This window comes from Pseudomonas sp. GW822-FHT04C11 (assembly GCF_058800905.1).
Map to the genome: position 1 here is coordinate 530,832 of NZ_JBXAMS010000001.1, position 22,540 is coordinate 553,371.

General features: G+C 59.5%; 21 protein-coding genes, 4 tRNA genes and 1 pseudogene. 13 read left to right on the forward strand and 13 right to left on the reverse strand.

Going from position 1 to position 22,540, the window contains the following annotated elements:
- Window positions 1-21 precede the first annotated feature (21 nt).
- From AC1RJ3_RS02380 to AC1RJ3_RS02395, 4 genes are all read right to left on the reverse strand, one after another.
- A complete protein-coding gene (locus tag AC1RJ3_RS02380) occupies window positions 22-1,368 on the reverse strand; it encodes a sigma-54-dependent transcriptional regulator (protein ID WP_347928852.1) in 1,347 nt (448 codons plus the stop codon).
- Window positions 1,365-2,954, reverse strand: a complete 1,590-nt coding sequence (locus AC1RJ3_RS02385) for a sensor histidine kinase (protein ID WP_493077258.1) — start codon at window positions 2,952-2,954, stop codon at window positions 1,365-1,367. The genes AC1RJ3_RS02380 and AC1RJ3_RS02385 overlap by 4 nt, the downstream gene beginning before the upstream one ends.
- Entirely contained in the window at window positions 2,944-3,177 is a 234-nt protein-coding gene (locus tag AC1RJ3_RS02390) for a PP0621 family protein (protein WP_054595528.1), read from the reverse strand. The genes AC1RJ3_RS02385 and AC1RJ3_RS02390 overlap by 11 nt, the downstream gene beginning before the upstream one ends.
- A 124-nt stretch (window positions 3,178-3,301) precedes the next feature.
- Window positions 3,302-4,315 carry an outer membrane protein assembly factor BamD gene (locus AC1RJ3_RS02395; protein ID WP_493077260.1) on the reverse strand — a complete coding sequence of 338 codons (1,014 nt, stop codon included), beginning with the start codon at window positions 4,313-4,315 and terminating at the stop codon, window positions 3,302-3,304.
- Between the two features lie 152 nt (window positions 4,316-4,467).
- Between AC1RJ3_RS02395 and rluD the strand changes: the two genes are divergently transcribed.
- From rluD to AC1RJ3_RS02430, 7 genes are all read left to right on the forward strand, one after another.
- Window positions 4,468-5,430 (forward strand): 23S rRNA pseudouridine(1911/1915/1917) synthase RluD, encoded by a 963-nt coding sequence (gene rluD / locus AC1RJ3_RS02400; protein ID WP_054595530.1) that lies wholly within the window; start codon window positions 4,468-4,470, stop codon window positions 5,428-5,430.
- Window positions 5,427-6,152 carry a peptidoglycan editing factor PgeF gene (pgeF, locus tag AC1RJ3_RS02405; protein WP_493077262.1) on the forward strand — a complete coding sequence of 242 codons (726 nt, stop codon included), beginning with the start codon at window positions 5,427-5,429 and terminating at the stop codon, window positions 6,150-6,152. The genes rluD and pgeF overlap by 4 nt, the downstream gene beginning before the upstream one ends.
- Before the next feature lie 129 nt (window positions 6,153-6,281).
- Entirely contained in the window at window positions 6,282-8,846 is a 2,565-nt protein-coding gene (clpB, locus tag AC1RJ3_RS02410; RefSeq protein WP_493077264.1) for an ATP-dependent chaperone ClpB, read from the forward strand.
- 296 nt (window positions 8,847-9,142) lie between these two features.
- Window positions 9,143-9,218 (forward strand) — tRNA-Asn (locus AC1RJ3_RS02415).
- A gap of 9 nt (window positions 9,219-9,227) precedes the next feature.
- A tRNA-Pro gene (locus AC1RJ3_RS02420) sits at window positions 9,228-9,304 on the forward strand.
- Between the two features lie 5 nt (window positions 9,305-9,309).
- Window positions 9,310-9,385, forward strand: a tRNA-Lys gene (locus AC1RJ3_RS02425).
- Window positions 9,386-9,483: 98 nt separating this feature from the next.
- A tRNA-Pro gene (locus AC1RJ3_RS02430) sits at window positions 9,484-9,560 on the forward strand.
- A 120-nt stretch (window positions 9,561-9,680) separates the two neighbouring features.
- On the opposite strand, the gene AC1RJ3_RS02435 is transcribed toward AC1RJ3_RS02430, so the two are convergent.
- From AC1RJ3_RS02435 to AC1RJ3_RS02445, 3 genes are all read right to left on the reverse strand, one after another.
- On the reverse strand, window positions 9,681-10,979 hold the full coding sequence (locus tag AC1RJ3_RS02435; protein WP_054595533.1) for an NAD(P)/FAD-dependent oxidoreductase: 1,299 nt from the start codon (window positions 10,977-10,979) through the stop codon (window positions 9,681-9,683).
- Window positions 10,980-11,039: 60 nt separating this feature from the next.
- Complete coding sequence (locus tag AC1RJ3_RS02440) at window positions 11,040-11,213, reverse strand: DUF3094 family protein (protein ID WP_054595534.1); 174 nt, start codon at window positions 11,211-11,213, stop codon at window positions 11,040-11,042.
- A gap of 76 nt (window positions 11,214-11,289) precedes the next feature.
- On the reverse strand, window positions 11,290-11,916 hold the full coding sequence (locus AC1RJ3_RS02445) for a DUF1780 domain-containing protein (protein WP_054595535.1): 627 nt from the start codon (window positions 11,914-11,916) through the stop codon (window positions 11,290-11,292).
- 252 nt (window positions 11,917-12,168) lie between these two features.
- On the opposite strand from AC1RJ3_RS02445, the gene AC1RJ3_RS02450 reads away from it, so the two are divergent.
- The 3 genes and pseudogenes from AC1RJ3_RS02450 to AC1RJ3_RS02460 all read left to right on the forward strand — a co-directional run.
- Complete coding sequence (locus AC1RJ3_RS02450; protein WP_493077267.1) at window positions 12,169-13,245, forward strand: MFS transporter; 1,077 nt, start codon at window positions 12,169-12,171, stop codon at window positions 13,243-13,245.
- A gap of 74 nt (window positions 13,246-13,319) precedes the next feature.
- Window positions 13,320-14,588 (forward strand): OprD family porin, encoded by a 1,269-nt coding sequence (locus AC1RJ3_RS02455; protein ID WP_493077269.1) that lies wholly within the window; start codon window positions 13,320-13,322, stop codon window positions 14,586-14,588.
- A 494-nt stretch (window positions 14,589-15,082) separates the two neighbouring features.
- Window positions 15,083-15,475, forward strand: a pseudogene (locus AC1RJ3_RS02460) (methyl-accepting chemotaxis protein); the annotation flags it as partial.
- A 20-nt stretch (window positions 15,476-15,495) separates the two neighbouring features.
- Here the strand turns inward: AC1RJ3_RS02460 and AC1RJ3_RS02465 are convergent.
- A complete protein-coding gene (locus AC1RJ3_RS02465) occupies window positions 15,496-15,735 on the reverse strand; it encodes a DUF2790 domain-containing protein (RefSeq protein WP_347928860.1) in 240 nt (79 codons plus the stop codon).
- 121 nt (window positions 15,736-15,856) lie between these two features.
- On the opposite strand from AC1RJ3_RS02465, the gene AC1RJ3_RS02470 reads away from it, so the two are divergent.
- From AC1RJ3_RS02470 to AC1RJ3_RS02480, 3 genes are all read left to right on the forward strand, one after another.
- A complete protein-coding gene (locus AC1RJ3_RS02470; protein WP_493077271.1) occupies window positions 15,857-16,789 on the forward strand; it encodes a LysR family transcriptional regulator in 933 nt (310 codons plus the stop codon).
- Window positions 16,790-16,919: 130 nt separating this feature from the next.
- Window positions 16,920-17,606 (forward strand): energy-coupling factor ABC transporter permease, encoded by a 687-nt coding sequence (locus AC1RJ3_RS02475; RefSeq protein WP_493077273.1) that lies wholly within the window; start codon window positions 16,920-16,922, stop codon window positions 17,604-17,606.
- A 63-nt stretch (window positions 17,607-17,669) separates the two neighbouring features.
- The gene (locus AC1RJ3_RS02480; RefSeq protein ID WP_054595542.1) at window positions 17,670-17,885 is read left to right on the forward strand and encodes a hypothetical protein; all 216 of its coding nucleotides are present in this window, start codon (window positions 17,670-17,672) and stop codon (window positions 17,883-17,885) included.
- 9 nt (window positions 17,886-17,894) lie between these two features.
- Here the strand turns inward: AC1RJ3_RS02480 and yacG are convergent, their stop codons facing one another.
- From yacG to pilB, 5 genes are read right to left on the reverse strand one after another with little or no spacing between them, the layout of a single operon-like run.
- The gene (yacG, locus tag AC1RJ3_RS02485; protein WP_054595543.1) at window positions 17,895-18,095 is read right to left on the reverse strand and encodes a DNA gyrase inhibitor YacG; all 201 of its coding nucleotides are present in this window, start codon (window positions 18,093-18,095) and stop codon (window positions 17,895-17,897) included.
- Window positions 18,092-18,715, reverse strand: coding sequence for a dephospho-CoA kinase (coaE, locus tag AC1RJ3_RS02490; RefSeq protein WP_054595544.1), 624 nt, complete (start codon window positions 18,713-18,715; stop codon window positions 18,092-18,094). The genes yacG and coaE overlap by 4 nt, the downstream gene beginning before the upstream one ends.
- Window positions 18,712-19,584, reverse strand: a complete 873-nt coding sequence (locus AC1RJ3_RS02495; protein ID WP_493077276.1) for a prepilin peptidase — start codon at window positions 19,582-19,584, stop codon at window positions 18,712-18,714. The genes coaE and AC1RJ3_RS02495 overlap by 4 nt, the downstream gene beginning before the upstream one ends.
- Before the next feature lie 2 nt (window positions 19,585-19,586).
- The gene (locus tag AC1RJ3_RS02500; protein ID WP_054595546.1) at window positions 19,587-20,804 is read right to left on the reverse strand and encodes a type II secretion system F family protein; all 1,218 of its coding nucleotides are present in this window, start codon (window positions 20,802-20,804) and stop codon (window positions 19,587-19,589) included.
- Window positions 20,805-20,807: 3 nt separating this feature from the next.
- Window positions 20,808-22,508 carry a type IV-A pilus assembly ATPase PilB gene (gene pilB, locus AC1RJ3_RS02505; protein WP_493077279.1) on the reverse strand — a complete coding sequence of 567 codons (1,701 nt, stop codon included), beginning with the start codon at window positions 22,506-22,508 and terminating at the stop codon, window positions 20,808-20,810.
- Between the last annotated feature and the right edge of the window lie 32 nt (window positions 22,509-22,540).

Here is a 22,540-nt window from a genome sequence, read left to right on the forward strand (position 1 = left end):
GGTCGTCTATATAAAACGGCCTCAGTCCAGCCCCAACTTTTTCAGCCTGTAACGCATTGACCGAAACGACAGGTTCAGCCGTTGGGCCGCCGCTGTGCGGTTCCAGCGGGTTTCTTCGAGCGCCTGGAGAATCAGTTTGCGTTCGACGTTCTCCAGATACTGCTCAAGGTTGTCGATTTTCGTCAGGTCCGGCAATCCGGTGTCGGCGCTGCAATTGCCATCAGTCAGGCGCAGGTCGCTGGCTTCGATCTGCTTGTTTTCGCACAGGGTGTACGCGCGTTCGAGCATGTTCTCCAACTCGCGGACGTTACCCGGAAAACGGTAGTGCTTGAGTGCATCGAGGGCTTGCGGCTGGAGATGGGCGGCCGGCAAGCCGCTGACTGCCGCGAGACGCTTGAGTACATGACTGGCCAGCAGCTCGATGTCGTCACGGCGCTCGCGTAGCGGCGGGACGCGCAACTCGATGACATTCAGCCGATAGTACAAATCCTGCCGAAAGCGCCCAGCGGCCACTTCGGCGTCCAGATCCCTGTGGGTCGCACAGAGTATTCGCACATTAATGATGGCTTCCTGCTGTCCGCCGATGCTGCGTACCGCCTTCTCCTGAATCGCGCGCAGCAACTTGACCTGCATCGCCAGCGGCAAGTCGGCCACTTCATCGAGAAACAACGTCCCACCGTTAGCCGCCTGGAACAGCCCGGGTTTGTCTTCGATGGCGCCGCTGAAACTGCCTTTGCGATGACCGAAAAACTCGCTTTCCATCAATTCGGACGGAATTGCCCCGCAGTTGACCGGCACAAATGGCTGGCCGCTGCGTGGACCTTGTTCATGAATCAGTCGGGCGACCAGCTCCTTTCCACTGCCGGATTCGCCGCTGATGTACACCGGTGCCTGGCTGCGCGCCAGTTTGTCGATTTGTGTGCGCAGGTTGCGCATGGGCACTGAGTCGCCGAGCAGCCGGCGATCGATGGCACTGGCAGCGTCGCCCGCGACCGGCAAGCGCAGGGCGCTGACCACCAGCTCGCGCAGTCGGGTGAGGTTCACCGGTTTGGTCAGGAAGTCGAAGGCACCGGCTTTCAGCGCGTTGATGGCGGTATCAAGGCTGCCATAAGCGGTGATCATCGCCACAGGCACGTAGGGATGGGTCAGCTGAATGTGCTGCACCAGCTCCAGGCCGGTACCGTCGGGCAAGCGCATATCGGTCAGGCACAGGTCGAACCGCTCCTGGGCCAGCAACGACCGCGCTTCGCCGACATTACGCGCGCTCAGCGTATCGAGTTTCATTCGGCCGAGGGTGATTTCCAGAAGTTCGCGAATATCCGGTTCGTCATCGACGATCAGGACTTTTTGCCGTGGGCTTGTCTTCAACTTTGTTTCCGTCCGTGAGCAAAGGTGATGCGAAAGCAGCCGCCGCCTTGGCGTGGTTTGAAGTCTAGGCGGGCCTGGTTGCTTTCGCACAGCTCACGGGACAGATAGAGACCCAGGCCAGTACCCTGGCTACTGGTGGTGAAGAACGGTTCGAACAAATGCGCTTGCTGCTCCGCTGAAACGCCGGGGCCATTGTCCAGCACATCCAGGGTTGGAAGCTGACTGTCGGGGTCGATAAACAGCGTGAGCCAGACTTCGGCCTGTTCGTGCGCAAGGGCGCTGTGGCGCCAGGCATTGCGCAACAGGTTATCGAGCACCTGAGTCAGTTGGTCTGGGTCTATCAAAGTGGTGAAGGGGCCTGGACCGGCGTTCAGATGAATCTGTTGGCGATCCGTTGCTCCTTCGCGCACCGTGCACACGAACTGCTCCAGCCACTGCTTCAAGTCGAGCCGTTGCGGTACGACTTGCTGGCGCCGTGAAAGCTGCAGGACGTTTTCTATCACTCGGTTCATGCGTTGAGAATGGTCCTGAATAATCTGCGTCAGACGCCGGTCGGCGCCGATCAGTTCCTCAGACTCGTTCAGCAACTGCGCCGCATGGCTGATGGCACCCAATGGGTTGCGGATTTCATGGGCAATGCCTGCTGTCAGCCGCCCCAGTGCTGCAAGCTTGAGTTGCTGGGCTTGTTGCGCGACCTGGGCAAGGTCTTCGAGAAATACCAGGGTCTGGCGTTGTTCGTTCAGGCCCAGCGCGATGAAGCTCGGTTGCAGTTCCAGGCCAGTGCGGGCGACTTTCAGGCTTTGTGGGCGCAAGGTCGGGTTGTTGAACCAGAGTTGCAGGAGCTCGACCAAGGCTGTCGAATAATCGTCGATGAGTTGGCCGTCGAGGTGTGTCTGGCCAAACAGACTCAAGGCGCTGTGATTGGCCAACTGAACCCGGCGCTCACTGTCGAGTACCAGGATGCCGGTGCGCATGCGTTGCAGGATCAGCGCATTGAGCGCTTCCAGGCTGACCACTTCGCTGGCGCGCTGCTGGGCCAGACTCTCGCTGACCTCCAGTTGTCGGGTCAGGCCTTGCACCAGCAAGGCTGCGGCAAAGCACAGGGCGCCCAGGGTGCCGGCTTGCAAGTAGTGATTGGCGCCAGTCGGGTGGCTGCCGCTCAGGGAGAAAGTCAGGGAAATGATACCGATGGCGGCGACTGCCGCGAGCAGCAGGCCGATGCGCCGGCGCAGCAGTGTATTGCCGATCGCCACGGACACGATCAGCAGATTGCCGATGGCGCTGGGGACGCCACCTGCGGCATAGAACAGCACTGATAACAGCAGGATATCAACCAGCGTGAGGCCGAAGATCTGTGCGGGTTGTCTGGGGTTTCCCGCAAATACCACCAGCAGGATATTCAGAATCAGGTACAACCAACTGCCATTGCGCAGCAGGTCGTCGTTGGTGAACTCCAGCAACTGGTTGTCCATGTTGCTGGAGATCAACAGCACCAGAAGGAGGCCGATGCTTAAACGGTAGAGATGATAGAGGCGCAGCAGTCGCTGGGCCTGTTTGTCGCCAGGGCTCGAGATCTCAGCGATCACGTGAACTCGGGCCTTGCTCGAGGTGAGCCTGGCTGCAATACCACTGTTGTTGAAGGCTCAGCGCGCGGTCGCGTGGCAGGTGTACGCCGCAATGGGCGCAGCGAACCATGGGCGGTGCATCGAGTTCGCTGGACGTATGGGAGGTTTCGTCTGGGCGCTTGAACTTGCGCCAGAACCATACTGCTGCAGCAATCAGGGCAATCCAGAACAGTAAACGAAGCATGATGAACCGCTTTGCAATGAATAATCCGGCAGTTTAGCCAAGGACTGGAGAAGCGCACAGCGCAATAAAACGCGGGCATAAAAAAGGGAGACTCGAAAGTCTCCCTTTTTGGTGCCCCAAGGTGTCAGTCGAACACACCGAAGGTCAGGCGGCTGAACCATGGGTCGCTGCTGTTGCCTTCGGCCTCGTGCGGCTGTTCTTCAACCGCATCGCCTTCTTTAGGCTTGAGCTCGGCAGGGATCGCGTCCTTGGCATCCTGGAACTGCTTCATCACGTCCTGGTTGGCGCGGGTTTCGCCCGGCGGCAGCGGTGGGCGGGACTCGATCAGGCCCAGAGTGGCCTTGCTCAGCCACGAACGGTTGTCGGCTTCGGCAACGCGTGGTACGAACTGACCGTCGACCAGGGTCGGGTGGTTCGGGTAGTTGAGCTTCAGGGTTTCGAGGCTGGTGTTGGCCAGTTCGTCCAGGTGCAGGCGCTGGTAGGACTCGACCATCACCGCCAGGCCGTCACCGACCGAAGGGGTTTCCTGGAAGTTTTCCACTACATAACGACCACGGTTGGCCGCTGCAACGTACGCCTGACGGGTCAGGTAGTAGTCGGCTACGTGAATTTCGTAGGACGCCAGCAGGTTGCGCAGATAAATCATGCGCTGCTTGGCGTCTGGCGCGTAGCGGCTGTTCGGGTAACGGCTGGTGAGCTGGGCGAACTCGTTGTAGGAGTCACGTGCGGCGCCCGGGTCACGCTTGGTCATGTCCAGCGGCAGGAAGCGCGCCAGCAGGCCGACGTCCTGGTCAAAGGAGGTCAGGCCCTTGAGGTAGTACGCGTAGTCGACGTTCGGGTGCTGCGGGTGCAGGCGGATAAAACGCTCGGCGGCAGACTTGGCAGCCTCCGGCTCGGCGTTCTTGTAGTTCGCATAAATCAGTTCGAGTTGAGCCTGATCAGCATAGCGGCCGAACGGATAACGCGATTCCAGAGCCTTCAACTTGGCGGTGGCGCTGGTATAGCTATTGTTATCCAGATCGTGCTGGGCCTGCTGGTACAGCTCGACCTCGCTCAGGTTTTCGTCGACGACTTCCTTCGATGAGCAAGCAGCGGTCAATGCGAGGATGGCGATCAGCAGCAGGTGTTTCACTTGCATGGCGGCTTGCGTCCCTATGACGGCCGCTGTCTTGGGCGGGGCCGTCCTGTTATGATGAGTGCCCCGTTGAAAAGCCTCGGGGCAAAAGACGCCGTATTTAACCACAAGCGCGCAGCCGAAACCAAAGGCTGTAGCCGACGCCTAGTCTGAGCATGTCCGATAAAATTGAACTTCGCGCAGAGGTGCCGTCCGAACTGGGCGGCCAACGCCTCGATCAAGTCGCCGCACAATTATTCGCTGAGCACTCGCGCTCGCGCCTTTCCGCCTGGATCAAAGACGGCCGCCTGACTGTGGATGGAGCGGTTATCCGCCCGCGAGACATCGTCCACGGCGGCGCCATTCTTGAACTCACTGCCGAGCAGGAAGCTCAGGGCGAATGGATCGCTCAAGACATCGAGCTGGACATCGTCTATGAAGATGACGACATCCTGGTGATCAACAAGCCTGCGGGCCTGGTGGTGCATCCTGCCGCCGGTCACGCCGACGGCACCTTGCTCAACGCCTTGCTGCACCACGTGCCGGACATCATCAATGTGCCGCGCGCCGGTATCGTGCACCGTCTGGACAAGGACACCACCGGTCTGATGGTGGTGGCCAAGACCATTCAGGCGCAGACGCAGCTGGTTACGCAGTTGCAGAGCCGCAGCGTCAGCCGGATCTACGAATGCATCGTGATCGGCGTGGTCACTGCCGGCGGCAAGATCAACGCGCCGATCGGTCGTCACGGCCAGCAACGCCAGCGCATGGCGGTGATGGAAGGTGGCAAGCAGGCGGTCAGTCATTACCGCGTGCTCGAGCGTTTCCGCTCCCACACTCACGTGCGGGTCAAGCTGGAAACCGGTCGTACGCACCAGATTCGCGTGCACATGGCCCACATCAACTTCCCGTTGGTCGGAGATCCTGCCTACGGCGGTCGCTTCCGTATTCCGCCGGCAGCCAGTGTGACCATGGTTGAATCGCTGAAACATTTCCCGCGTCAGGCGCTGCATGCGCGTTTCCTGGAACTGGATCATCCGACCACCGGTAAGCGCATGAGCTGGGAGTCGCCACTGCCGGACGATTTTGTCTGGTTGCTGTCGCTGCTCAAGCAAGACCGTGAGGCGTTCATCGGATGATTGACTGGCTGATTCCTGACTGGCCCGCGCCGGCCGGGATAAAAGCCTGCGTCACCACCCGGGCGGGCGGCGTCAGTCTGGCGCCGTTCGACAGCCTCAATCTGGGCGATCACGTCGACGACAACCCTGAAGCGGTTGCCGAGAACCGCCGTCGCCTCACCGATCATTTCTCTATTCAACCGGCCTGGTTGCAACAGGTTCACGGGGTTACCGTGGCCTATGCCGACCCGACTGCAGTGGCGACGGCCGATGCCAGCTGGACGGCCACGCCGGGCATCGCCTGTACGGCAATGACGGCCGACTGCCTGCCAGCGTTGTTCTGTGATCGCGCTGGCACCCGTGTCGCTGCCGCTCACGCCGGTTGGCGCGGTCTGGCGGCGGGTGTGCTGGAGGCCACCGTCGAAAGCCTGGCCGTAGACCCTGCCGAGGTGCTGGTCTGGCTCGGCCCGGCCATTGGTCCGAAAGCGTTCGAAGTCGGCCCGGAAGTTCGCGAAGCCTTTGTCCGGCAACTCGCGGAAACCGATCAGGCCTTTGTCCCGAGCCATAACGCCGGCAAGTTCATGGCCGACATCTATACGCTGGCGCGCCTGCGCCTGGCAGCCTGCGGTGTTACTGCTGTTTACGGTGGCGGCTTCTGCACCGTGACCGATCCACGCTTCTTCTCTTACCGCCGCAGTCCGCGCACCGGTCGGTTTGCTTCCCTGGTCTGGCTCGAACGCTAGACTTTTCTGATCTGCGTCAATCAAACACTGCTTGAATCTTCCAGAATTGACCGCATCTAGTGGGGTATCTGGCAGGTTTCTCTATTTAGGTGTGTCCATCGCTCCGGCCTGCTCAAAGGAAGGTGACCAATGCGTATAGACCGTTTAACCAGTAAATTGCAGTTAGCCTTGTCCGACGCCCAATCCCTGGCTGTCGGCCTCGACCATCCGGGTATTGAACCTGCGCACCTGATGCAAGCGCTGCTGGAGCAGCAGGGCGGCTCGATCAAGCCGTTGTTGATGCAAGTCGGTTTTGACATCAACAGCCTGCGCAAAGAGTTGAGCAAAGAGCTCGACCGTCTACCAAAAATCCAGAATCCCACCGGCGACGTGAACATGTCGCAGGACTTGGCGCGTCTGCTCAATCAGGCCGATCGCCTGGCCCAGCAGAAGGGTGACCAGTTCATCTCCAGCGAGCTGGTACTGCTCGCTGCCATGGACGAGAACAGCAAGCTCGGCAAGTTGCTGCTCGGTCAGGGCGTGAGCAAGAAAGCCCTGGAAAACGCGATCAACAACCTGCGTGGCGGCGAAGCGGTAAATGACGCCAACGTCGAGGAATCGCGTCAGGCGCTGGACAAATACACCATTGACCTGACCAAGCGCGCCGAAGAAGGCAAGCTCGACCCGGTGATCGGCCGTGACGACGAGATTCGCCGGACCATCCAGGTCCTGCAGCGCCGCACCAAGAACAACCCGGTGCTGATCGGTGAGCCTGGCGTGGGTAAAACCGCCATCGCCGAAGGCCTGGCCCAGCGCATCATCAACGGCGAAGTGCCGGATGGTCTGAAAAGCAAACGCCTGCTGTCGCTGGACATGGGCGCGCTGATTGCCGGTGCCAAGTACCGTGGCGAGTTCGAAGAGCGCCTGAAATCCCTGCTTAACGAGCTGTCGAAGCAGGAAGGCCAGATCATCCTGTTCATCGACGAACTGCACACCATGGTCGGTGCCGGTAAAGCCGAAGGCTCTATGGACGCCGGCAACATGCTCAAACCAGCCCTGGCCCGTGGCGAGCTGCATTGCGTCGGCGCGACCACGCTCAACGAGTATCGCCAATATATCGAGAAGGATGCGGCCCTTGAGCGGCGCTTCCAGAAGGTCCTGGTGGATGAACCGAGCGAAGAAGACACCATCGCGATCCTGCGTGGCCTGAAAGAGCGCTACGAGGTTCACCACAAGGTGGCGATCACCGACGGCGCGATCATTGCGGCGGCCAAGTTGAGCCATCGTTACATTACCGACCGTCAGTTGCCGGACAAGGCTATCGACCTGATCGACGAAGCGGCCAGCCGCATTCGCATGGAGATCGACTCCAAACCGGAAGTGCTGGATCGTCTGGAACGGCGCTTGATTCAACTGAAGGTTGAGTCTCAGGCGCTGAAGAAAGAGGACGATGAAGCGGCGAAGAAGCGTCTTGAAAAGCTCCAGGAAGAAATTGCCCGGCACGAGCGTGAGTATTCGGATCTGGAAGAAATCTGGGCTTCGGAAAAAGCCGAAGTGCAGGGCTCAGCGCAGATCCAGCAGAAAATCGAACAGTCCCGCCAGGAACTGGAAGCTGCCCGCCGCAAAGGCGACCTCAACCGCATGGCCGAATTGCAGTACGGGGTGATCCCGGATCTGGAACGCAGCCTGCAAATGGTCGACCAGCATGGCAAGAGCGAAAACCAGTTGCTGCGCAGCAAGGTGACTGAAGAAGAGATCGCCGAAGTCGTGTCGAAATGGACCGGTATTCCGGTGTCGAAAATGCTCGAAGGTGAGCGCGACAAGCTGCTGAAGATGGAAAGCCTGCTACATCAACGCGTGATCGGCCAGAACGAAGCCGTGGTGGCGGTGGCTAACGCCGTGCGCCGTTCGCGTGCCGGGTTGTCCGACCCGAATCGCCCAAGCGGTTCGTTCATGTTCCTCGGCCCGACCGGTGTCGGTAAAACCGAGTTGTGCAAAGCCTTGGCCGAATTCCTCTTTGATACCGAAGAGGCGATGGTGCGGATCGACATGTCCGAGTTCATGGAGAAACATTCCGTGGCGCGGCTGATCGGTGCGCCACCAGGCTACGTGGGCTACGAGGAGGGCGGTTACCTGACCGAGGCGGTGCGTCGCAAGCCGTATTCGGTGATCCTCCTGGACGAGGTCGAGAAGGCCCACCCGGACGTGTTCAACGTGCTGCTGCAAGTGCTGGAAGATGGCCGTCTGACCGACAGTCACGGACGTACCGTGGATTTCCGCAATACAGTGATCGTCATGACCTCCAACCTGGGCTCGGTGCAGATCCAGGAACTGGTCGGTGATCGTGAAGCGCAGCGTGCAGCGGTGATGGATGCAGTGTCGACGCACTTCCGTCCGGAGTTCATCAACCGGATCGACGAAGTGGTGATCTTCGAGCCATTGGCACGGGATCAGATTGCCGGCATTACCGAGATCCAGTTGGGTCGCCTGCGCAGCCGTCTGGCCGAGCGCGAGCTGAAACTGACGCTGAGCAGCGAGGCGCTGGATAAGTTGATTGCGGTGGGTTACGACCCGGTCTATGGCGCACGGCCGCTCAAACGAGCGATCCAGCGCTGGATCGAGAACCCGCTGGCACAGCTGATTCTGGCCGGCAGCTTCCTGCCGGGCACCACTGTGACGGCCACTGTGGCGAACGACGAAATCGTTTTCAACTGACCGTTCGCTGCACGGTAATGAAGGAGGCCCCGCATCGCGGGGCCTTTTTTTTCTTAGGGTGTTGAACTGTAAGGAAAAGGCTTGTAAAGTGCGCCCCGCAGTAAGTCACCCCAGCGGTTTCTTCTCCCCAAGGAGAAATCTGAAATAAGTTGCAAATCATTGTCTTGAAAGCAATTTAGGGGGTTGACAGAGGTGCTTAAGATTGTAAAATAGCGCGCCTCAGACACACGAACGCAGCGATGCGAACGGGTCGAAGAGGTGAAGCAAGCTTCACAGTTGTAATTGAAATATGTAGTTCCGTGATAGCTCAGTCGGTAGAGCAAATGACTGTTAATCATTGGGTCCCAGGTTCGAGTCCTGGTCACGGAGCCAATTTCAAACCGGGGTATAGCGCAGTCCGGTAGCGCGCCTGCTTTGGGAGCAGGATGTCAGGAGTTCGAATCCCCTTACCCCGACCATTTTTGGGTCGTTAGCTCAGTTGGTAGAGCAGTTGGCTTTTAACCAATTGGTCGTAGGTTCGAATCCCACACGACCCACCATTTTTGAAACCAGTTAGCGCTGGAATCGAATCTTAAGATCAGAGGCCAAAAGCGCTGATCGAAGAAGGCGCTCTTTTAAAAGGGTGCCTTTTTTTTACCGGGGTATAGCGCAGTCCGGTAGCGCGCCTGCTTTGGGAGCAGGATGTCAGGAGTTCGAATCCCCTTACCCCGACCATATTAAAAATCCTCGTATCGAAAGATACGGGGATTTTTTTTGCCTGCTGAAATCCGGTATCGCTACAAATGATCGTTCCCACGCACTCGTAGGAACGATCAATTAACGGACGAGAGGATCTTAATGCAGCTTGAGCCGCGGTTCAGTGCCGCGACCAATCCTGCTGCCGAGCATCAGCATCGCTGTGCGGAACGGGCCGTACAACGCGACCTGGTGCATGCGGTACAGCGACACGTAAAACATCCGCGCCAGCCAGCCTTCGAGCATTACGCTGCCGGTCAGGTTGCCCATCAAGTTACCCACAGCCGAAAAACGCGACAGCGAGATCAGGGAGCCGTAATCGGTGTACTTGTACGTCGGCAACGGCTTGCCTTCGATGCGCAGTTTCAACGATTTGGCCAGCAGCGAGGCTTGTTGGTGCGCGGCTTGCGCACGTGGCGGCACGTTGCGATCGGTGCCCGGTTGTGGGCAGGCCGCGCAGTCACCGAAAGCAAAGATATTTTCGTCGCGGGTGGTTTGCAGGGTCGGCAGCACTTGCAGCTGGTTGATCCGGTTGGTTTCCAGGCCGTCGATATCCTTGAGGAAACCCGGCGCACGGATCCCGGCTGCCCAGACTTTCAGGCTGGCCTTGATCTCCTGGCCGCTGGCAGTGATCAGCGCATCGGCGGTGACTTCACTGACGGCTGCGTTAGTCAGCACCGTGACGCCGAGTTTTTCCAGGGTTTTATGCACAGGTCCGCCGATCCGCTCCGGCAGGGCAGGCAGCACCCGTGGGCCAGCTTCGATCAGGGTGATGTGCATGTTTTCCGGAAGAATCCGGTCCAGGCCGTATGCCGCCAGTTCGTGGGCCGCGTTGTGCAGTTCCGCCGCCAGTTCAACGCCGGTGGCGCCCGCGCCGACGATGGCCACGCTGATCTGTTGCACCGCATCGGATTGCCCGGCGTGGGCGCGCAGGTAGTGGTTGAGCAATTGCTGGTGGAAGCGCTCGGCCTGTTTACGGGTGTCGAGGAACAGGCAGTGTTGCGCCGCGCCCTGGGTGCCGAAATCGTTGGTGGTGCTGCCGACCGAAATCACCAGCGAGTCGTAAGCCACTTCGCGTGCCGGCACCAGTTCCCGGCCATTTTCATCGTAGGTAGCCGCCAACTGGATTTTTTTCTGTGCGCGATCGAGCCCGCTCATGCGCCCCAGCTGGAACTCGAAGTGGTTCCATTTTGCCTGGGCAACATAGTTGAGTTCGTCTTCGGAAGAGTTCAGCGAACCTGCCGCCACTTCATGTAACAGCGGTTTCCAGATGTGCGTCAGGTTCGCGTCGACCAGCATCACACTGGCCGTGCCACGCTTGCCCAGAGTCTTACCCAGACGGGTAGCCAACTCCAGACCGCCGGCGCCGCCGCCAACGATGACAATACGATGAGTCATGGGGATATCTCGCAAGGCTAAAGGAAATCGGTGCAATTACCCGAGCGAGCGCCACGCTGCTCATAGCGTCAGGTAACTGATAAGTCGGCTCACAAGGCCCAGGCCAATGGTCACTGCCAATACCACCACGAGGAGCATCCACGGCCGGAAAGGCCGGCGCTCGACTCGGTTCTGCGACAGTTGCAGATACTCTTCGACATGCTGCTGGTCGTCGGGTTTCAGGCGGCTGGTCATGATAAGGCCTCGTCAGGTAGACGTTGCTAAATGTATAGAAGCTACAGCGGGGGCGCCAACAATTGCTGTCGTGAGTTCACAGGCTGATCCCGACGTCGAAGAGGATGCTGCGTCCCAGGTTACCGCGCAAAAAGTCCGGTGCATCCGGGTGAGCGAACAGCACTCGAGCGAAGGTCGGGCCGACCAGCGACAACGAGCGCCACCCCTGGCGCAGGTATTCGGTGGGCGGCGGGAAATGGCTGTTGAGGTCGAGCACTTCGCGCTTGAGGCTGGCGAAGGCGATGATGTCCAGTTCGCCCAGGTCCATCCCGCGTTCTTTGTAGTTATGGGCTTTTTTGCGCAAGGTCGGTGCCAGTCTCAGCAAGAACTCGTTGGCTGGAATACGCCTGGGCTTGGCTTCGCGGCGCACCAGTTGGCTCAGGGAGAATGCACTGCGCCGGCGTTGCAGCTCGTCGCGCCACTCGTCATTCAACCGTCGACCTTCGTCGAGCACGAAGAACACCTCGAAATTTGCCTCGCGAAACAGTACATCCGGCGGTTCACCAGCGGGGGTGAATTCGTCGACGCGGTAGGGAATGTTCAAGCCTTGCAGCAGGCGTTGGCAAACCCAACGCTCACGCTCCCATTTGCGGGCATTGGAAAGGAACGCGTTGGCTTGCTCGGCCGCGATGGTCAGCAGGCGCAAATAATCTGAGTCATCCATAGGCCAAGCTTAGCGTTCAAATGCGATCGCAAAGAAGACAGTTTGTCGGAGAGGAAAAACTTTCCCGAGCCTTCATCGTTGCAAGCATCCAGCGATCTTCCTCCAAGGCCCGGTCCAGGGCACTGCACAAAACGGATAGCGATCTGCACAAAGCGGATATTGCCGCGCGCCAGACGTCCCTACCCTCGGCTTTACGGACGTTTACCGCGTTACCGAAGCTCTTAAAAAAACAACAACAAGAGAAAAGATGCCATGCGCACGATCGACGTACATGAGCTTATCGACAACGCACGCTTCAACCGTTTTCACTGGAGGGTGCTGTGCTGGTGTGCCCTGATCATCATCTTCGATGGTTACGATCTGGTGATCTACGGCGTGGTGCTGCCGATGTTGATGAAGGACTGGGGGCTGAGTCCTCTGCAGGCAGGTGCATTAGGCAGTTATGCACTGTTTGGCATGATGTTCGGGGCGCTGTTTTTCGGCCCGCTGTCGGACAGGATCGGCCGCAAAAAAGCCATCACCCTGTGCGTGATGCTTTTCAGCGGTTTTACCGTACTCAATGGTTTTGCCGGCAACCCTACTGAATTTGGCATTTGCCGGTTCATCGCCGGGCTGGGGATTGGCGGGGTGATGCCCAACGTGGTGGCGCTGATGAACGAGTACGCGCCGAAAAAGATCCGCAGTACCCTGGTGGCGATCATGTTCAGCGGCTACTCGGTGGGCGGCATGCTCTCGGCCGGGCTCGGTATCGTGCTGATCCCGAGCTTTGGCTGGCAGTCGGTGTTTTATGTGGCGATTGTGCCGTTGCTACTGTTGCCGCTGATCATGTATTTCTTGCCCGAGTCGGTAGGTTTCATGCTGCGTCAGGGTCGCAATGAACAGGCGCGCAAGGTGCTCCAACGGGTTGACCCGGCTTATGTTGCGCAAGCCACCGATCAACTGCACATGACCGAAGTGAAGGGCAGCGGCACCCCGGTTTTACAGCTGTTTCGTGAAGGCCGGGCGATGCGCACGCTCATGTTGTGGCTGGCGTTTTTCTGCTGCCTGTTGATGGTGTATGCCTTGAGCTCCTGGCTGCCGAAACTGATGGCCAACGCCGGTTATAGCCTGGGTTCGAGTCTGTCATTCCTGCTGGTACTGAACTTCGGGGCCATCGTCGGCCCGCTTCTGGGCGGTGCGTTGCTGGGAATAAGTCTGCCGCTGCAACTGAATTTCATGGCGTTCGCCTTGCCGGGGGCGATCGCCGCCATCGCCATGGCCGTGTTCGCCATCAGCTGCCAACGCAGCAGCAAAGGCGTCGCCTCGAGACTGGTGCCGACCAGCGTCTGACTCCCACCACCCGCATCGCAACGCTGCGGGTGGCGCACGCCAACCTGTCGATCAATAACAATAAGAGAAAAGCGATGAAACAGATTCTCCCCACACTGGGTTCAGCGGTGTCCCTGGCGGTCGTCTCGGGTTTTTCCAGTGGCCTGATGGCTGCCGAGGGCGGCTTTATCGAAGACGCCAGCGCCACCTTGCAGGCGCGCAATTACTACTTCAGCCGGGACTTTTCCGACATCGTCGGGGCCAACAGACAGTCGAAGGCCGAAGAGTGGGCCCAAGGCTTCATCCTTAACGTCAAATCCGGTTACACCCAAGGCACCCTCGGTGTCGGCGTGGATGTCATTGGCTTGCTCGGCCTCAAGCTCGACAGCAGTCCGGACCGGGTCAATACCGGGCTGTTGCCGGTACAGAGCGATGGGCGGGCGGCGGATGATTACAGTCGTCTGGCCGGCGCATTGAAGCTGCGTTACTCGCGTACCGAATTGAAGGTCGGTGAATTGCAACCCAACCTGCCGGTGCTGGCCTTCAGCGATATTCGCTTGCTGCCGCCGACCTACCAAGGGGCGAGCATCAGCTCTAGCGAGATCAGCGGCCTGACCTTGCAGGCAGGGCATTTGAGTTCGACCAGTCTGCGCAACGAGTCCGGCGAGCAAAAAATGCAGGCCATGCTCGGTCATGTGCCGCAGCGCCAGGCCAGCAGTGACGGCTTCAACTTTGCGGGCGCCGATTACGCCTTCAATGACAAACGCACCTCGGTCAGTGCCTGGTACGGGCAACTGGACGATATCTACAACCAGCGCTTCCTCGGCCTCAAGCACAGTGAACCGTTGGGCGACTGGACCCTGGGCGCCAACCTCGGTTACTACGACTCCCATGAGGACGGCAAAAAATTGCTGGGTAACATCGACAACCGGGCGTTCTTCTCCTTGCTCTCGGCCAAGCATGGCGGCCATACGTTCTATGTCGGTTATCAGGGGATGTATGGTGATAGTGCCTTCCCACGAGTCTTCGCCAACATCTCGCCGCTGGGCAACGAGGTGCCGACCTACGAGTTTGCCTACACCGACGAACGCTCCTGGCAGGCGCGCTATGACTACGACTTCGCCGCCCTCGGGGTGCCGGGGCTGACCAGCACTGTGCGTTACATCACCGGCAACAACGTCGACACCGGCAAGGGTTTCGAAGGCAAGGACCGCGAACGCGATCTCGATCTCGGTTATGTGCTGCAGAGCGGCACCCTCAAAGGTCTCGGGATACGCGTGCGCAACGCCGTGGCGCGTTCCAACTACCGCAGTGATATCGACGAAAACCGCTTGATCCTCAGTTACACCTGGACGCTGCTATGACCGGCGCGCAAGAGCGCGGGCCGCGCAAGATCGGTGCGGGTTTACTGTTGATGAGTGCTGGCGTGGGCGCTGTGCTGTTGGCCTGGGGCGATAACGAGCGGCTGCTGCTGGCTGGCGGGATCAACCTCGCATTGCTGTTCGCTGCGGCGCTGTATCGTCGACAGCCACCGGTGACAGTGACGCTGCCGCTTGAGTCTGAAACTCCCGTGCCGAGCGTGGAGCTGATCGAGCCCCCGACCCCGGCAGTGCAACCCGAGCGCGAATGGCCCGGTGCGATTGTGCACCTCACGCTGGAGCAATTGACCGAGTCGGTGCTGCAAACCGAGGAAGACATGCGTTTTGCCAATCAGCTGGCGCGCACGGCCGGTGAGCGGGTGAAGGCGAGTGCGCTGAGCATGCAGTCTTCGGCCAGTGTGCTGGGGGACCTGAACCTCTATATGCAGCGTCTCGATCAAGTATTCGATGAACTCGGCGCTCAGTCGATGCGCATTGGTGCAATTGTCGGCAGCATTCAGGACATTTCCCGTCAGACCAATCTGCTGGCGTTGAACGCAGCCATCGAGGCGGCGCGGGCGGGCAGCCATGGTCGAGGCTTTGCGGTGGTGGCGGACGAAGTGCGCAATCTGTCACGTCAGGCGGCGGATTCCAGTGCGCAGATCAGGCAGATCGCGACGGGCCTGGAACAGTCCGCCGAGCATGCGCGCCAAGGTATCGAGCAGTTGGCCGGTTCAACGCGTCTGGGGCTGGAAAAGGCCGAAGTGGCGCTGCACTCGATGGGCGAACTGCAAAGTGGTGCGCTGGCCCGGGTCGAAGTGGTCGAGCGCATCATGGCGCGCTTGGCCGGGCTGCATGATCTGGCCTTGCAGGCGAAACGGATGGTCGTTTGAGTCGTGCCGCGAGCCAGCGATCACAGGTTGCTCGTGCAGCTGCCCATGACCTGATACGTCACGCGGTGGGTCTGGCCTTGATGATCGATGTAGACCATGGTCGCCGGCACTACGTCGCAGGCGGTGGCGGTGTTTGTCACGGAAAGCACCTTGGCGATGTCCAGCGGTTGCGCCGGGTTGTACGGAGTGGCGGGTTCGTTGCCGGCGGCCATGGCGGAGGTGGCGACAACGGTCAGAAACAGGCTGATCAAGGTTTTCATTTTTGTGTACTCCGTGTGGGTTCCGATGATTGAAGTCTATGCCTTGCCCGCTACCGATAAAGGGGCAAGTGCCTGATGCAGCCTTACGTGAAACGCAACAGTCAGTGCCCGAGGAGGGCCTATGGATTTGCTCAATAACTTGCGGGTGTTTGTCCGCGTGGTGGACAGCGGCAGCTTTACCGCTGCCGCCGACGCGCTTGAACTCTCGACCGCGCAAGTGTCCCGACTGGTCGCGGATCTGGAGCAACATGTGCAGGCGCGCCTGCTGCAACGCACCACTCGGCGTTTGAGCTTGACCGAGGCCGGCGAGCGCTTTTTGCTGCGCAGTCGGCAAATACTCGAAGAGATGGAAGAGGCCACGGCCGAAGCGCGTGGCGCTCATCTCAAGCCCAGCGGTCGGTTGCGGGTTCACAGCATGCATGGCCTGGGTGTGCTGATCACGCCGCTGATCGCTCGATACACCGAACTCTATCCTGATGTGGTGTTCGAGCTGACCTTGTCGCAACGCAATCCGGATCCGCTGGAAGGAGGCCATGACGTGGTGATTTCGATTGCCCATGAGCTGGCCGACTCGCAGTTTGTCGCCCAGGTCGTCGGGCAGATCTACAGCGTGCCCTGCGCCTCCCCCGACTACCTGCAACGCCAGGGGGTGCCAGACAAGCCGCTGGCCCTGAACGATCATCGCTGCCTACGCATGCTGGATCCGTTGTACAGCGATCAATGGGTGTTCCATGACGAGGAGGGTGAGCACCGCGTCAGCCCGGCGAAGACCTTTCAGTGCAATGTAGCCGAGTCGATGGTCAAGGCTTCCGAGGCGGGGATGGGGGTCAGTCTGTTGCCGTTTTATACCGCGACTCGGCCGTTGAGCGACGGCACGTTGCTGCGCCTGCTGCCGACCTATCGCCCGCGTGAGCGCAATGTCTACGCGCTGTACCCGTCGCGGCGCTTTCTCGATGCAAAGGTCCGAACCTGGGTGGATTTTCTCAAGGCGGAGTTACCGCGCCTGTTCGCCGAGCATGAGGCAGTGATGAGCGATCCACGCCACTGGGCCTGAGATCTGAGGGCGCGCGCAGGGCGGTGTAGACTCAAGGCTTGTTTCGGTTCAGGAAGGAGTCTGGAGTGAAGGTCTGCTCAGTAGGGTTACCGGGTTTTGTGCCGTTGTGGGCGTGGGAGTGCCTGCCGCGATGATCGGTGCCGCATTGCTCTCGCCCGAAACCCTCACGGTCGGCTGGCTGATCTACGTGCCAGTGCTGATCTGGGCCGTTGCCCGAGCACCGTGGGTCGAGTTGTTCACGGACAGTCGGCGTCAGCATTTGCTGTTTGGCACCGTGTTCGCGTTGTTCGTCCTCTGGCTGGTGCGACGGGACTTCGACACCGGCGTGTCTTATCACATCATCGGCATGACGGCGGTGACGTTATTGCTGGACTGGCCGCTGGCGATTGTCGGCGGGCTGGTGGCGCAGGTGGGGCTGGTGCTGCTCGGGCGTCAGGACCTGGCCGCGATGGGGGTCAATGGTGCGTTGCTGATTCTGTTGCCGGTGCTGGTCACCGAAGGCTGCGCAATCCTGGTGGAGCGGGCGCAACCGCGTAATCCCTTTGTGTATATCTTTTGCTCGGGCTTTTTGGCCGCCGGGCTTTCGGCGTTGCTCTGCCTGCTGGCGGCGCTGGGGCTATTGTGGTTCGACGAGCGTTTTGCGATGCCGGAATGGCTGGAGGATTTTGTCGGTTACCTGTGGCTGATCATTTTCCCCGAGGCGTTTATCAACGGCATGGTGATCAGTTCGCTGGTGGTGTTCTGTCCCGAGTGGCTGGAGACCTTCAACCGCACGCGTTATTTGTCGGCGCCGTGGAAGGACGACGACAAGCCTTGATCCATATCAAATGTTCGAATCGGCTGCGATTCCATGCTCTGGAAAATCCTCAGGAGCAGTGGCATGAGCGTTTACGAATGGGCAAGGCAGGAATTGCGCAACAGTCTCGAGTCGGCGCATGAGGCGGGGTTTGAACCGGGGTTGAGCCTGCGTGCCTTGCTCAGTGCGGTGGTGCAGCAGAGCAAGGGCGTACGCAGTGTCGAGGATCTGGCCGATGAGTTGCAGTTTCTGGCGGAGAATCTCGACGACAGCCAGGACTACGGGTTCATGCGGCCCTGAGGGGCGGGATCAGTGGCGCGGGTCGAAATCTTCCGAGAACAACTCGTCTTCAGAGTCGGGGCTGACCGGAATCTTGTGTTCTTCCGAGGCCCAGGCGCCCAGATCGATCAGTTTGCAACGGTCCGAGCAAAACGGCCGGAAGGTGCTGGTCGCGCTCCATTCAACAGGGGCGCCGCAGGTTGGACATTCGACGACAGGGGGTTGGCTCATGACTGGCCTCCACGCAAAGTAAGGTAAAAGTGATGCAGGCGTTCGACCTCGCTGTGCAGCCAGGCGAGGTCGCGGTCGTTGACCACCACATCGTCGGCATGGCTGAGGCGGTCCTGACGGCTGGACTGGGCCTTGAGGATCGCCTGGACCTGCTGTTCGCTGGTCTGGTCGCGCTGCAAGGTTCGTTCGATCTGTAAGTGTTCCGGTGCGTCGATCACCAGCACTCGCTGGGTCATTTTGTACTGCCCGGACTCGATCAACAGCGGCGACACCAGAATCGCATAAGGTGATTGTGCGCGTGCCAGGTGCGCGGCGATTTCCTGAGCGATCAGCGGATGCAGCAACGCTTCGAGCCAGCGGCGTTCTTCGGGGACTTCAAAGATCAGCTTGCGCAGTGCTGCGCGATTCAATTGGCCATCGGCTTGCAGCACGCCGACACCGAAGTGCTCGGCAATCTGCGCCAGCGCCGGGCGACCGGGTTCGACCACCCAGCGTGCGGCATGATCGGCATCCACCGCGTGCACACCCAGATCGATGAAGTGCTGGGCCGCCGCGCTTTTGCCGCTGCCGATGCCACCGGTCAGACCGAGAATCCAGGGTTTTTCCACAGGGGTATTCATTTGAAACCGACAAACTGCCAATAGAAGCCGGTTATTTGACCACCCCAGAGCAAGGCAATCCAGCCGGCAATTGCCAGATAGGGTCCAAAGGGGATCGGCGTCGAGGTGTTGGTATCTTTCAGGCGCAGTAAAATCACTCCCCCCACAGCACCCACCAGCGATGAAAGCAGGACCGTCAGCGGCAGAATCTGCCAACCGCCCCAGGCACCGAGCAGCGCCAGGAGCTTGAAGTCGCCGTGACCGATACCTTCCTTGCCGGTTATCAGTTTGAACAGCCAATACACCGACCACAGCAGCAGATAGCCGGCCACCGCCCCCCACATCGCTGCCTGCAAAGGCACGAAAAGCTCGAAGCTGTTGACGATCAGACCCAGCCACAACAACGGCAACACCAGCACATCCGGCAGCAATTGGTGGTCGGCGTCGATCAGGCACATCGCCAATAACCCCCAACTCAGGACCAGCACCCACGCAGCTGTCCAACCGAAGCCGAAGTGCCAGGCGACAAACGCCGACAGCACGCCGCAGGCCAGTTCGGTCAAGGGGTAGCGGGCGCTGATCGGCGCTTTGCAACTTGAGCACCGGCCGCGCAGCGCCAGGTAACTGAGCAGCGGAATGTTCTCCCAGACGCGGATTCGATGGGCGCACTGCGGACAGTGTGAATGCGGCAACATCAGGTTGTAGGTCGGGCCCGGTGCTTCAGGGGGTAAACCCAGTACATCCAGGGCTTGTTGCCGCCAGTCGCCCTCAAGCATTTTCGGCAGGCGCCAGACCACCACGTTGAGAAAACTACCGATCACCAGCCCAAGCACTAGCGCAGTGACAACGAATGCCAGTGGGTAACCGGCCATGAATTCACTCAAGGGCATGTTCAAATCGCTGAACCGAGTTGGAAAATGGGCAGGTACATGGCAACCACCAGTCCGCCGACAATGACGCCGAGCACCACCATGATGAACGGCTCCAACAGGCTGGTCAGGCTGTCGACCATATTGTCGACTTCAGCTTCATAGTAGATCGCAACTTTGTCGAGCATATCGTCGAGTGCGCCAGACTCCTCGCCAATGGCGGCCATTTGAATCGCCATGTTGGGGAAAATCCTGCTGGTGCGCATCGAGAAGTTCAATTGCATGCCGGTGGAGACATCCTGTTTGATGCGCAGAACCGCCCGTTTGAACACGATATTGCCAGTAGCACCTGCTACCGAATCCAGAGCTTCGACCAGGGGGACGCCTGCGGCGAAGGTGGTCGACAGGGTACGGGCAAAGCGCGCCACCGCCGATTTGTAGAGCAGTGCGCCGAGTATCGGCATTTTCAGCAGTTTGGCATCCAGCCAGTCGCAAAAGCGTTGCGAGCGCTTGAGCGCATGGCGAAAGCTCAGGGCCCCGATGATCAGGCCGCCGAGTAACAGCCACCACCACGCCTGCATGAACTCGGACAGACCGATCACCATCAGGGTAAAGGCCGGGAGTTCTGCACCAAACCCGGAAAACACCGACTGAAATTGCGGGACCACTTTGACCAGCAGAATGCCGGTGACGATGATTGCGACAAAGACCACGGCCAGCGGATAGGTCATGGCTTTTTTGATCTTGGCCTTGAGGCTTTCGCTTTTTTCCTTGTAGGTCGCAATCCGCTCCAGCAGCGTGTCGAGCGCGCCGGCCTGCTCGCCCGCGTCGACCAGGTTGCAGTAGAGCTCATCGAAGTACTGCGGCTTTTTCCGCAGTGCGGTGGCGAAGCTGTTGCCGGCGGCGACTTCCTGTTTCACCTCGTCCACCAGCTTGCGCATGTTCGGGTTGTCGAAGCCCTCGCCGATGATGTCGAACGACTGCAGCAGCGGCACACCGGCTTTCATCATGGTCGCCATTTGCCGGGTGAAGAGAGCAATGTCCAGCGGCTTGATACGGTTGCCGAGGTTGAACAGCGAAGCGGTTTTTTTCCGTACTTTGCCCGGGTTGATCCCTTGTTTGCGTAGCTGCGCCTTGATCAAGGCCGGGTTATGACCGCTCAGCTCGCCGGTTACCTTGCTGCCTTTCCTGTCGGTGCCTTCCCAGGCGTAGACGCTGACCTTGATTGCTTTGACCGCCATGACTCAATCCTTGGTGACCCGGTTGATTTCTTCGAGGCTGGTGATGCCCTGCATGGCCTTGAGCAAGCCCGAGGTGCGCAGGTCGTTGAAGCCGTCCTTGCGCATCTGCGTATCGATTTCCAGAGAATTGCCTTCAGCCATGATCAGCCGTTGCAGCTGCGGGGTGTTTTTCACCACTTCATAGATTCCGACTCGCCCTTTGTAGCCGTTGTTGCAGAGATCGCAACCGACGGGTTCGTAGATCGTGAAGGAGCCGATGCGTTCCCGTGGGAAGCCTTCCTTGATCAGGGTTTCGTCGGGAATCGAGAGGTTTTTTTTGCAGTGGGGGCACAGCTTGCGGGCCAGGCGCTGGGCAATGATCAGGTGCACGGCCGTGGCGATGTTGAACCCCGGGATGCCCATGTTGTGCAGCCGGGTCAGGGTTTCAGCCGCGCTGTTGGTGTGCAGGGTGGAAAGCACCAGGTGTCCGGTTTGCGCAGCCTTGATCGCGATTTCGGCGGTTTCCAGATCGCGGATCTCGCCGACCATTATCACGTCCGGGTCCTGGCGCAGAAATGAGCGCAATGCCTGAGCGAAATCCAGGCCCTGCCTGGGATTGACGTTGACCTGGTTGATGCCTTCCATGTTGATCTCTACCGGGTCTTCGGCGGTGGAGATATTGATGTCGACGGTATTAAGGATATTCAACCCGGTGTACAGCGACACGGTTTTCCCTGAACCCGTCGGCCCGGTGACCAGAATCAGCCCTTGAGGTTGCTTGAGCGCCGCCATATACAGGTCTTTTTGATCGGGCTCGTAACCCAGCGCGTCGATGCCCATCTGTGCACTGGAGGGGTCGAGAATCCGTATCACGATTTTTTCGCCCCACAACGTTGGCAGGGTGTTGACCCGAAAATCGATGGATTTGCTTTTCGACAGGTGCATCTTGAGCCGCCCGTCCTGGGGTTTTCGACGTTCCGAAATGTCCAGGCTGGCCATCACCTTGAGACGGGCAGCGATGCGGTTGGCCAATTGAGTCGGCGGCCTGGCAACTTCGCGCAGCATGCCGTCGGTCCGTACCCGCACCCGATAGATTTTTTCGTAGGGCTCGAAATGCAGGTCCGAGGAGCCGCCCTTGATCGCGTCCAGCAGCATCTTGTTGACGAAGCGCACCACCGGGGCATCGTCGGAGTCCTGGCCGGTGACAGCGTCCTGGCGCTGGTCGTCGACGGCTTCGATGTCCAGGCCCCCGAGGTCGATATCGGCCATGTCTTCCAGGCCCGTGCTGTGGCTGTCGAAGAATTTCTCGATGGCGTCGCTGAGCTTGTCGTCTTCGACCAGGATCGCTTCGGTGGTGAGCCCGGTGCTGAACTGGATATCGTTGATCGCCTGCTGATTGCTCGGGTCGGAAATGCCCACGAACAGTTTGTTGCCGCGCCGCCAGAGTGGCAGGGCGTGGTGCTGGCGAATCAGCTTTTCACTGACCAGGTCTTTGGGCTGGGAGTCTTTGTCGAGACAGTTGAGGTCGAGGAAGGCGACGCCGAAATGCTCTGAGGCAATTTCCGCAACCTGGCGACTGCTCACCATTTTGTTCTGTACCAGATAGCTGACCAGGGAAACGCGATTGCGCTGAGCTTGCTGATACGCCTGTTGCGCGCTTTTGTCAGTGAGCAGTTCGGCCAGCACCAATTGCTTGGCCAGACCGCTGAGGGCGATGTCATTCATTCGATTACCAGGCACAGACCGTTCAAGACTTA

Bases quoted from the DNA above. Each gene is read 5' to 3' on its own strand.
- AC1RJ3_RS02495 (WP_493077276.1), bottom strand. From the start codon at position 19,584: ATGCCCTTGAGTGAATTCATGGCCGGTTACCCACTGGCATTCGTTGTC.
- AC1RJ3_RS02480 (WP_054595542.1), top strand. From the start codon at position 17,670: ATGAGCGTTTACGAATGGGCAAGGCAGGAATTGCGCAACAGTCTCGAG.
- AC1RJ3_RS02390 (WP_054595528.1), bottom strand. From the start codon at position 3,177: ATGCTTCGTTTACTGTTCTGGATTGCCCTGATTGCTGCAGCAGTATGG.
- AC1RJ3_RS02445 (WP_054595535.1), bottom strand. From the start codon at position 11,916: ATGGATGACTCAGATTATTTGCGCCTGCTGACCATCGCGGCCGAGCAA.
- AC1RJ3_RS02455 (WP_493077269.1), top strand. From the start codon at position 13,320: ATGAAACAGATTCTCCCCACACTGGGTTCAGCGGTGTCCCTGGCGGTC.
- pilB (WP_493077279.1), bottom strand. From the start codon at position 22,508: ATGAATGACATCGCCCTCAGCGGTCTGGCCAAGCAATTGGTGCTGGCC.
- rluD (WP_054595530.1), top strand. From the start codon at position 4,468: ATGTCCGATAAAATTGAACTTCGCGCAGAGGTGCCGTCCGAACTGGGC.
- pgeF (WP_493077262.1), top strand. From the start codon at position 5,427: ATGATTGACTGGCTGATTCCTGACTGGCCCGCGCCGGCCGGGATAAAA.
- clpB (WP_493077264.1), top strand. From the start codon at position 6,282: ATGCGTATAGACCGTTTAACCAGTAAATTGCAGTTAGCCTTGTCCGAC.
- AC1RJ3_RS02465 (WP_347928860.1), bottom strand. From the start codon at position 15,735: ATGAAAACCTTGATCAGCCTGTTTCTGACCGTTGTCGCCACCTCCGCC.
- AC1RJ3_RS02435 (WP_054595533.1), bottom strand. From the start codon at position 10,979: ATGACTCATCGTATTGTCATCGTTGGCGGCGGCGCCGGCGGTCTGGAG.
- AC1RJ3_RS02470 (WP_493077271.1), top strand. From the start codon at position 15,857: ATGGATTTGCTCAATAACTTGCGGGTGTTTGTCCGCGTGGTGGACAGC.
- yacG (WP_054595543.1), bottom strand. From the start codon at position 18,095: ATGAGCCAACCCCCTGTCGTCGAATGTCCAACCTGCGGCGCCCCTGTT.
- AC1RJ3_RS02475 (WP_493077273.1), top strand. From the start codon at position 16,920: ATGATCGGTGCCGCATTGCTCTCGCCCGAAACCCTCACGGTCGGCTGG.
- AC1RJ3_RS02440 (WP_054595534.1), bottom strand. From the start codon at position 11,213: ATGACCAGCCGCCTGAAACCCGACGACCAGCAGCATGTCGAAGAGTAT.
- coaE (WP_054595544.1), bottom strand. From the start codon at position 18,715: ATGAATACCCCTGTGGAAAAACCCTGGATTCTCGGTCTGACCGGTGGC.
- AC1RJ3_RS02450 (WP_493077267.1), top strand. From the start codon at position 12,169: ATGCGCACGATCGACGTACATGAGCTTATCGACAACGCACGCTTCAAC.
- AC1RJ3_RS02500 (WP_054595546.1), bottom strand. From the start codon at position 20,804: ATGGCGGTCAAAGCAATCAAGGTCAGCGTCTACGCCTGGGAAGGCACC.
- AC1RJ3_RS02395 (WP_493077260.1), bottom strand. From the start codon at position 4,315: ATGCAAGTGAAACACCTGCTGCTGATCGCCATCCTCGCATTGACCGCT.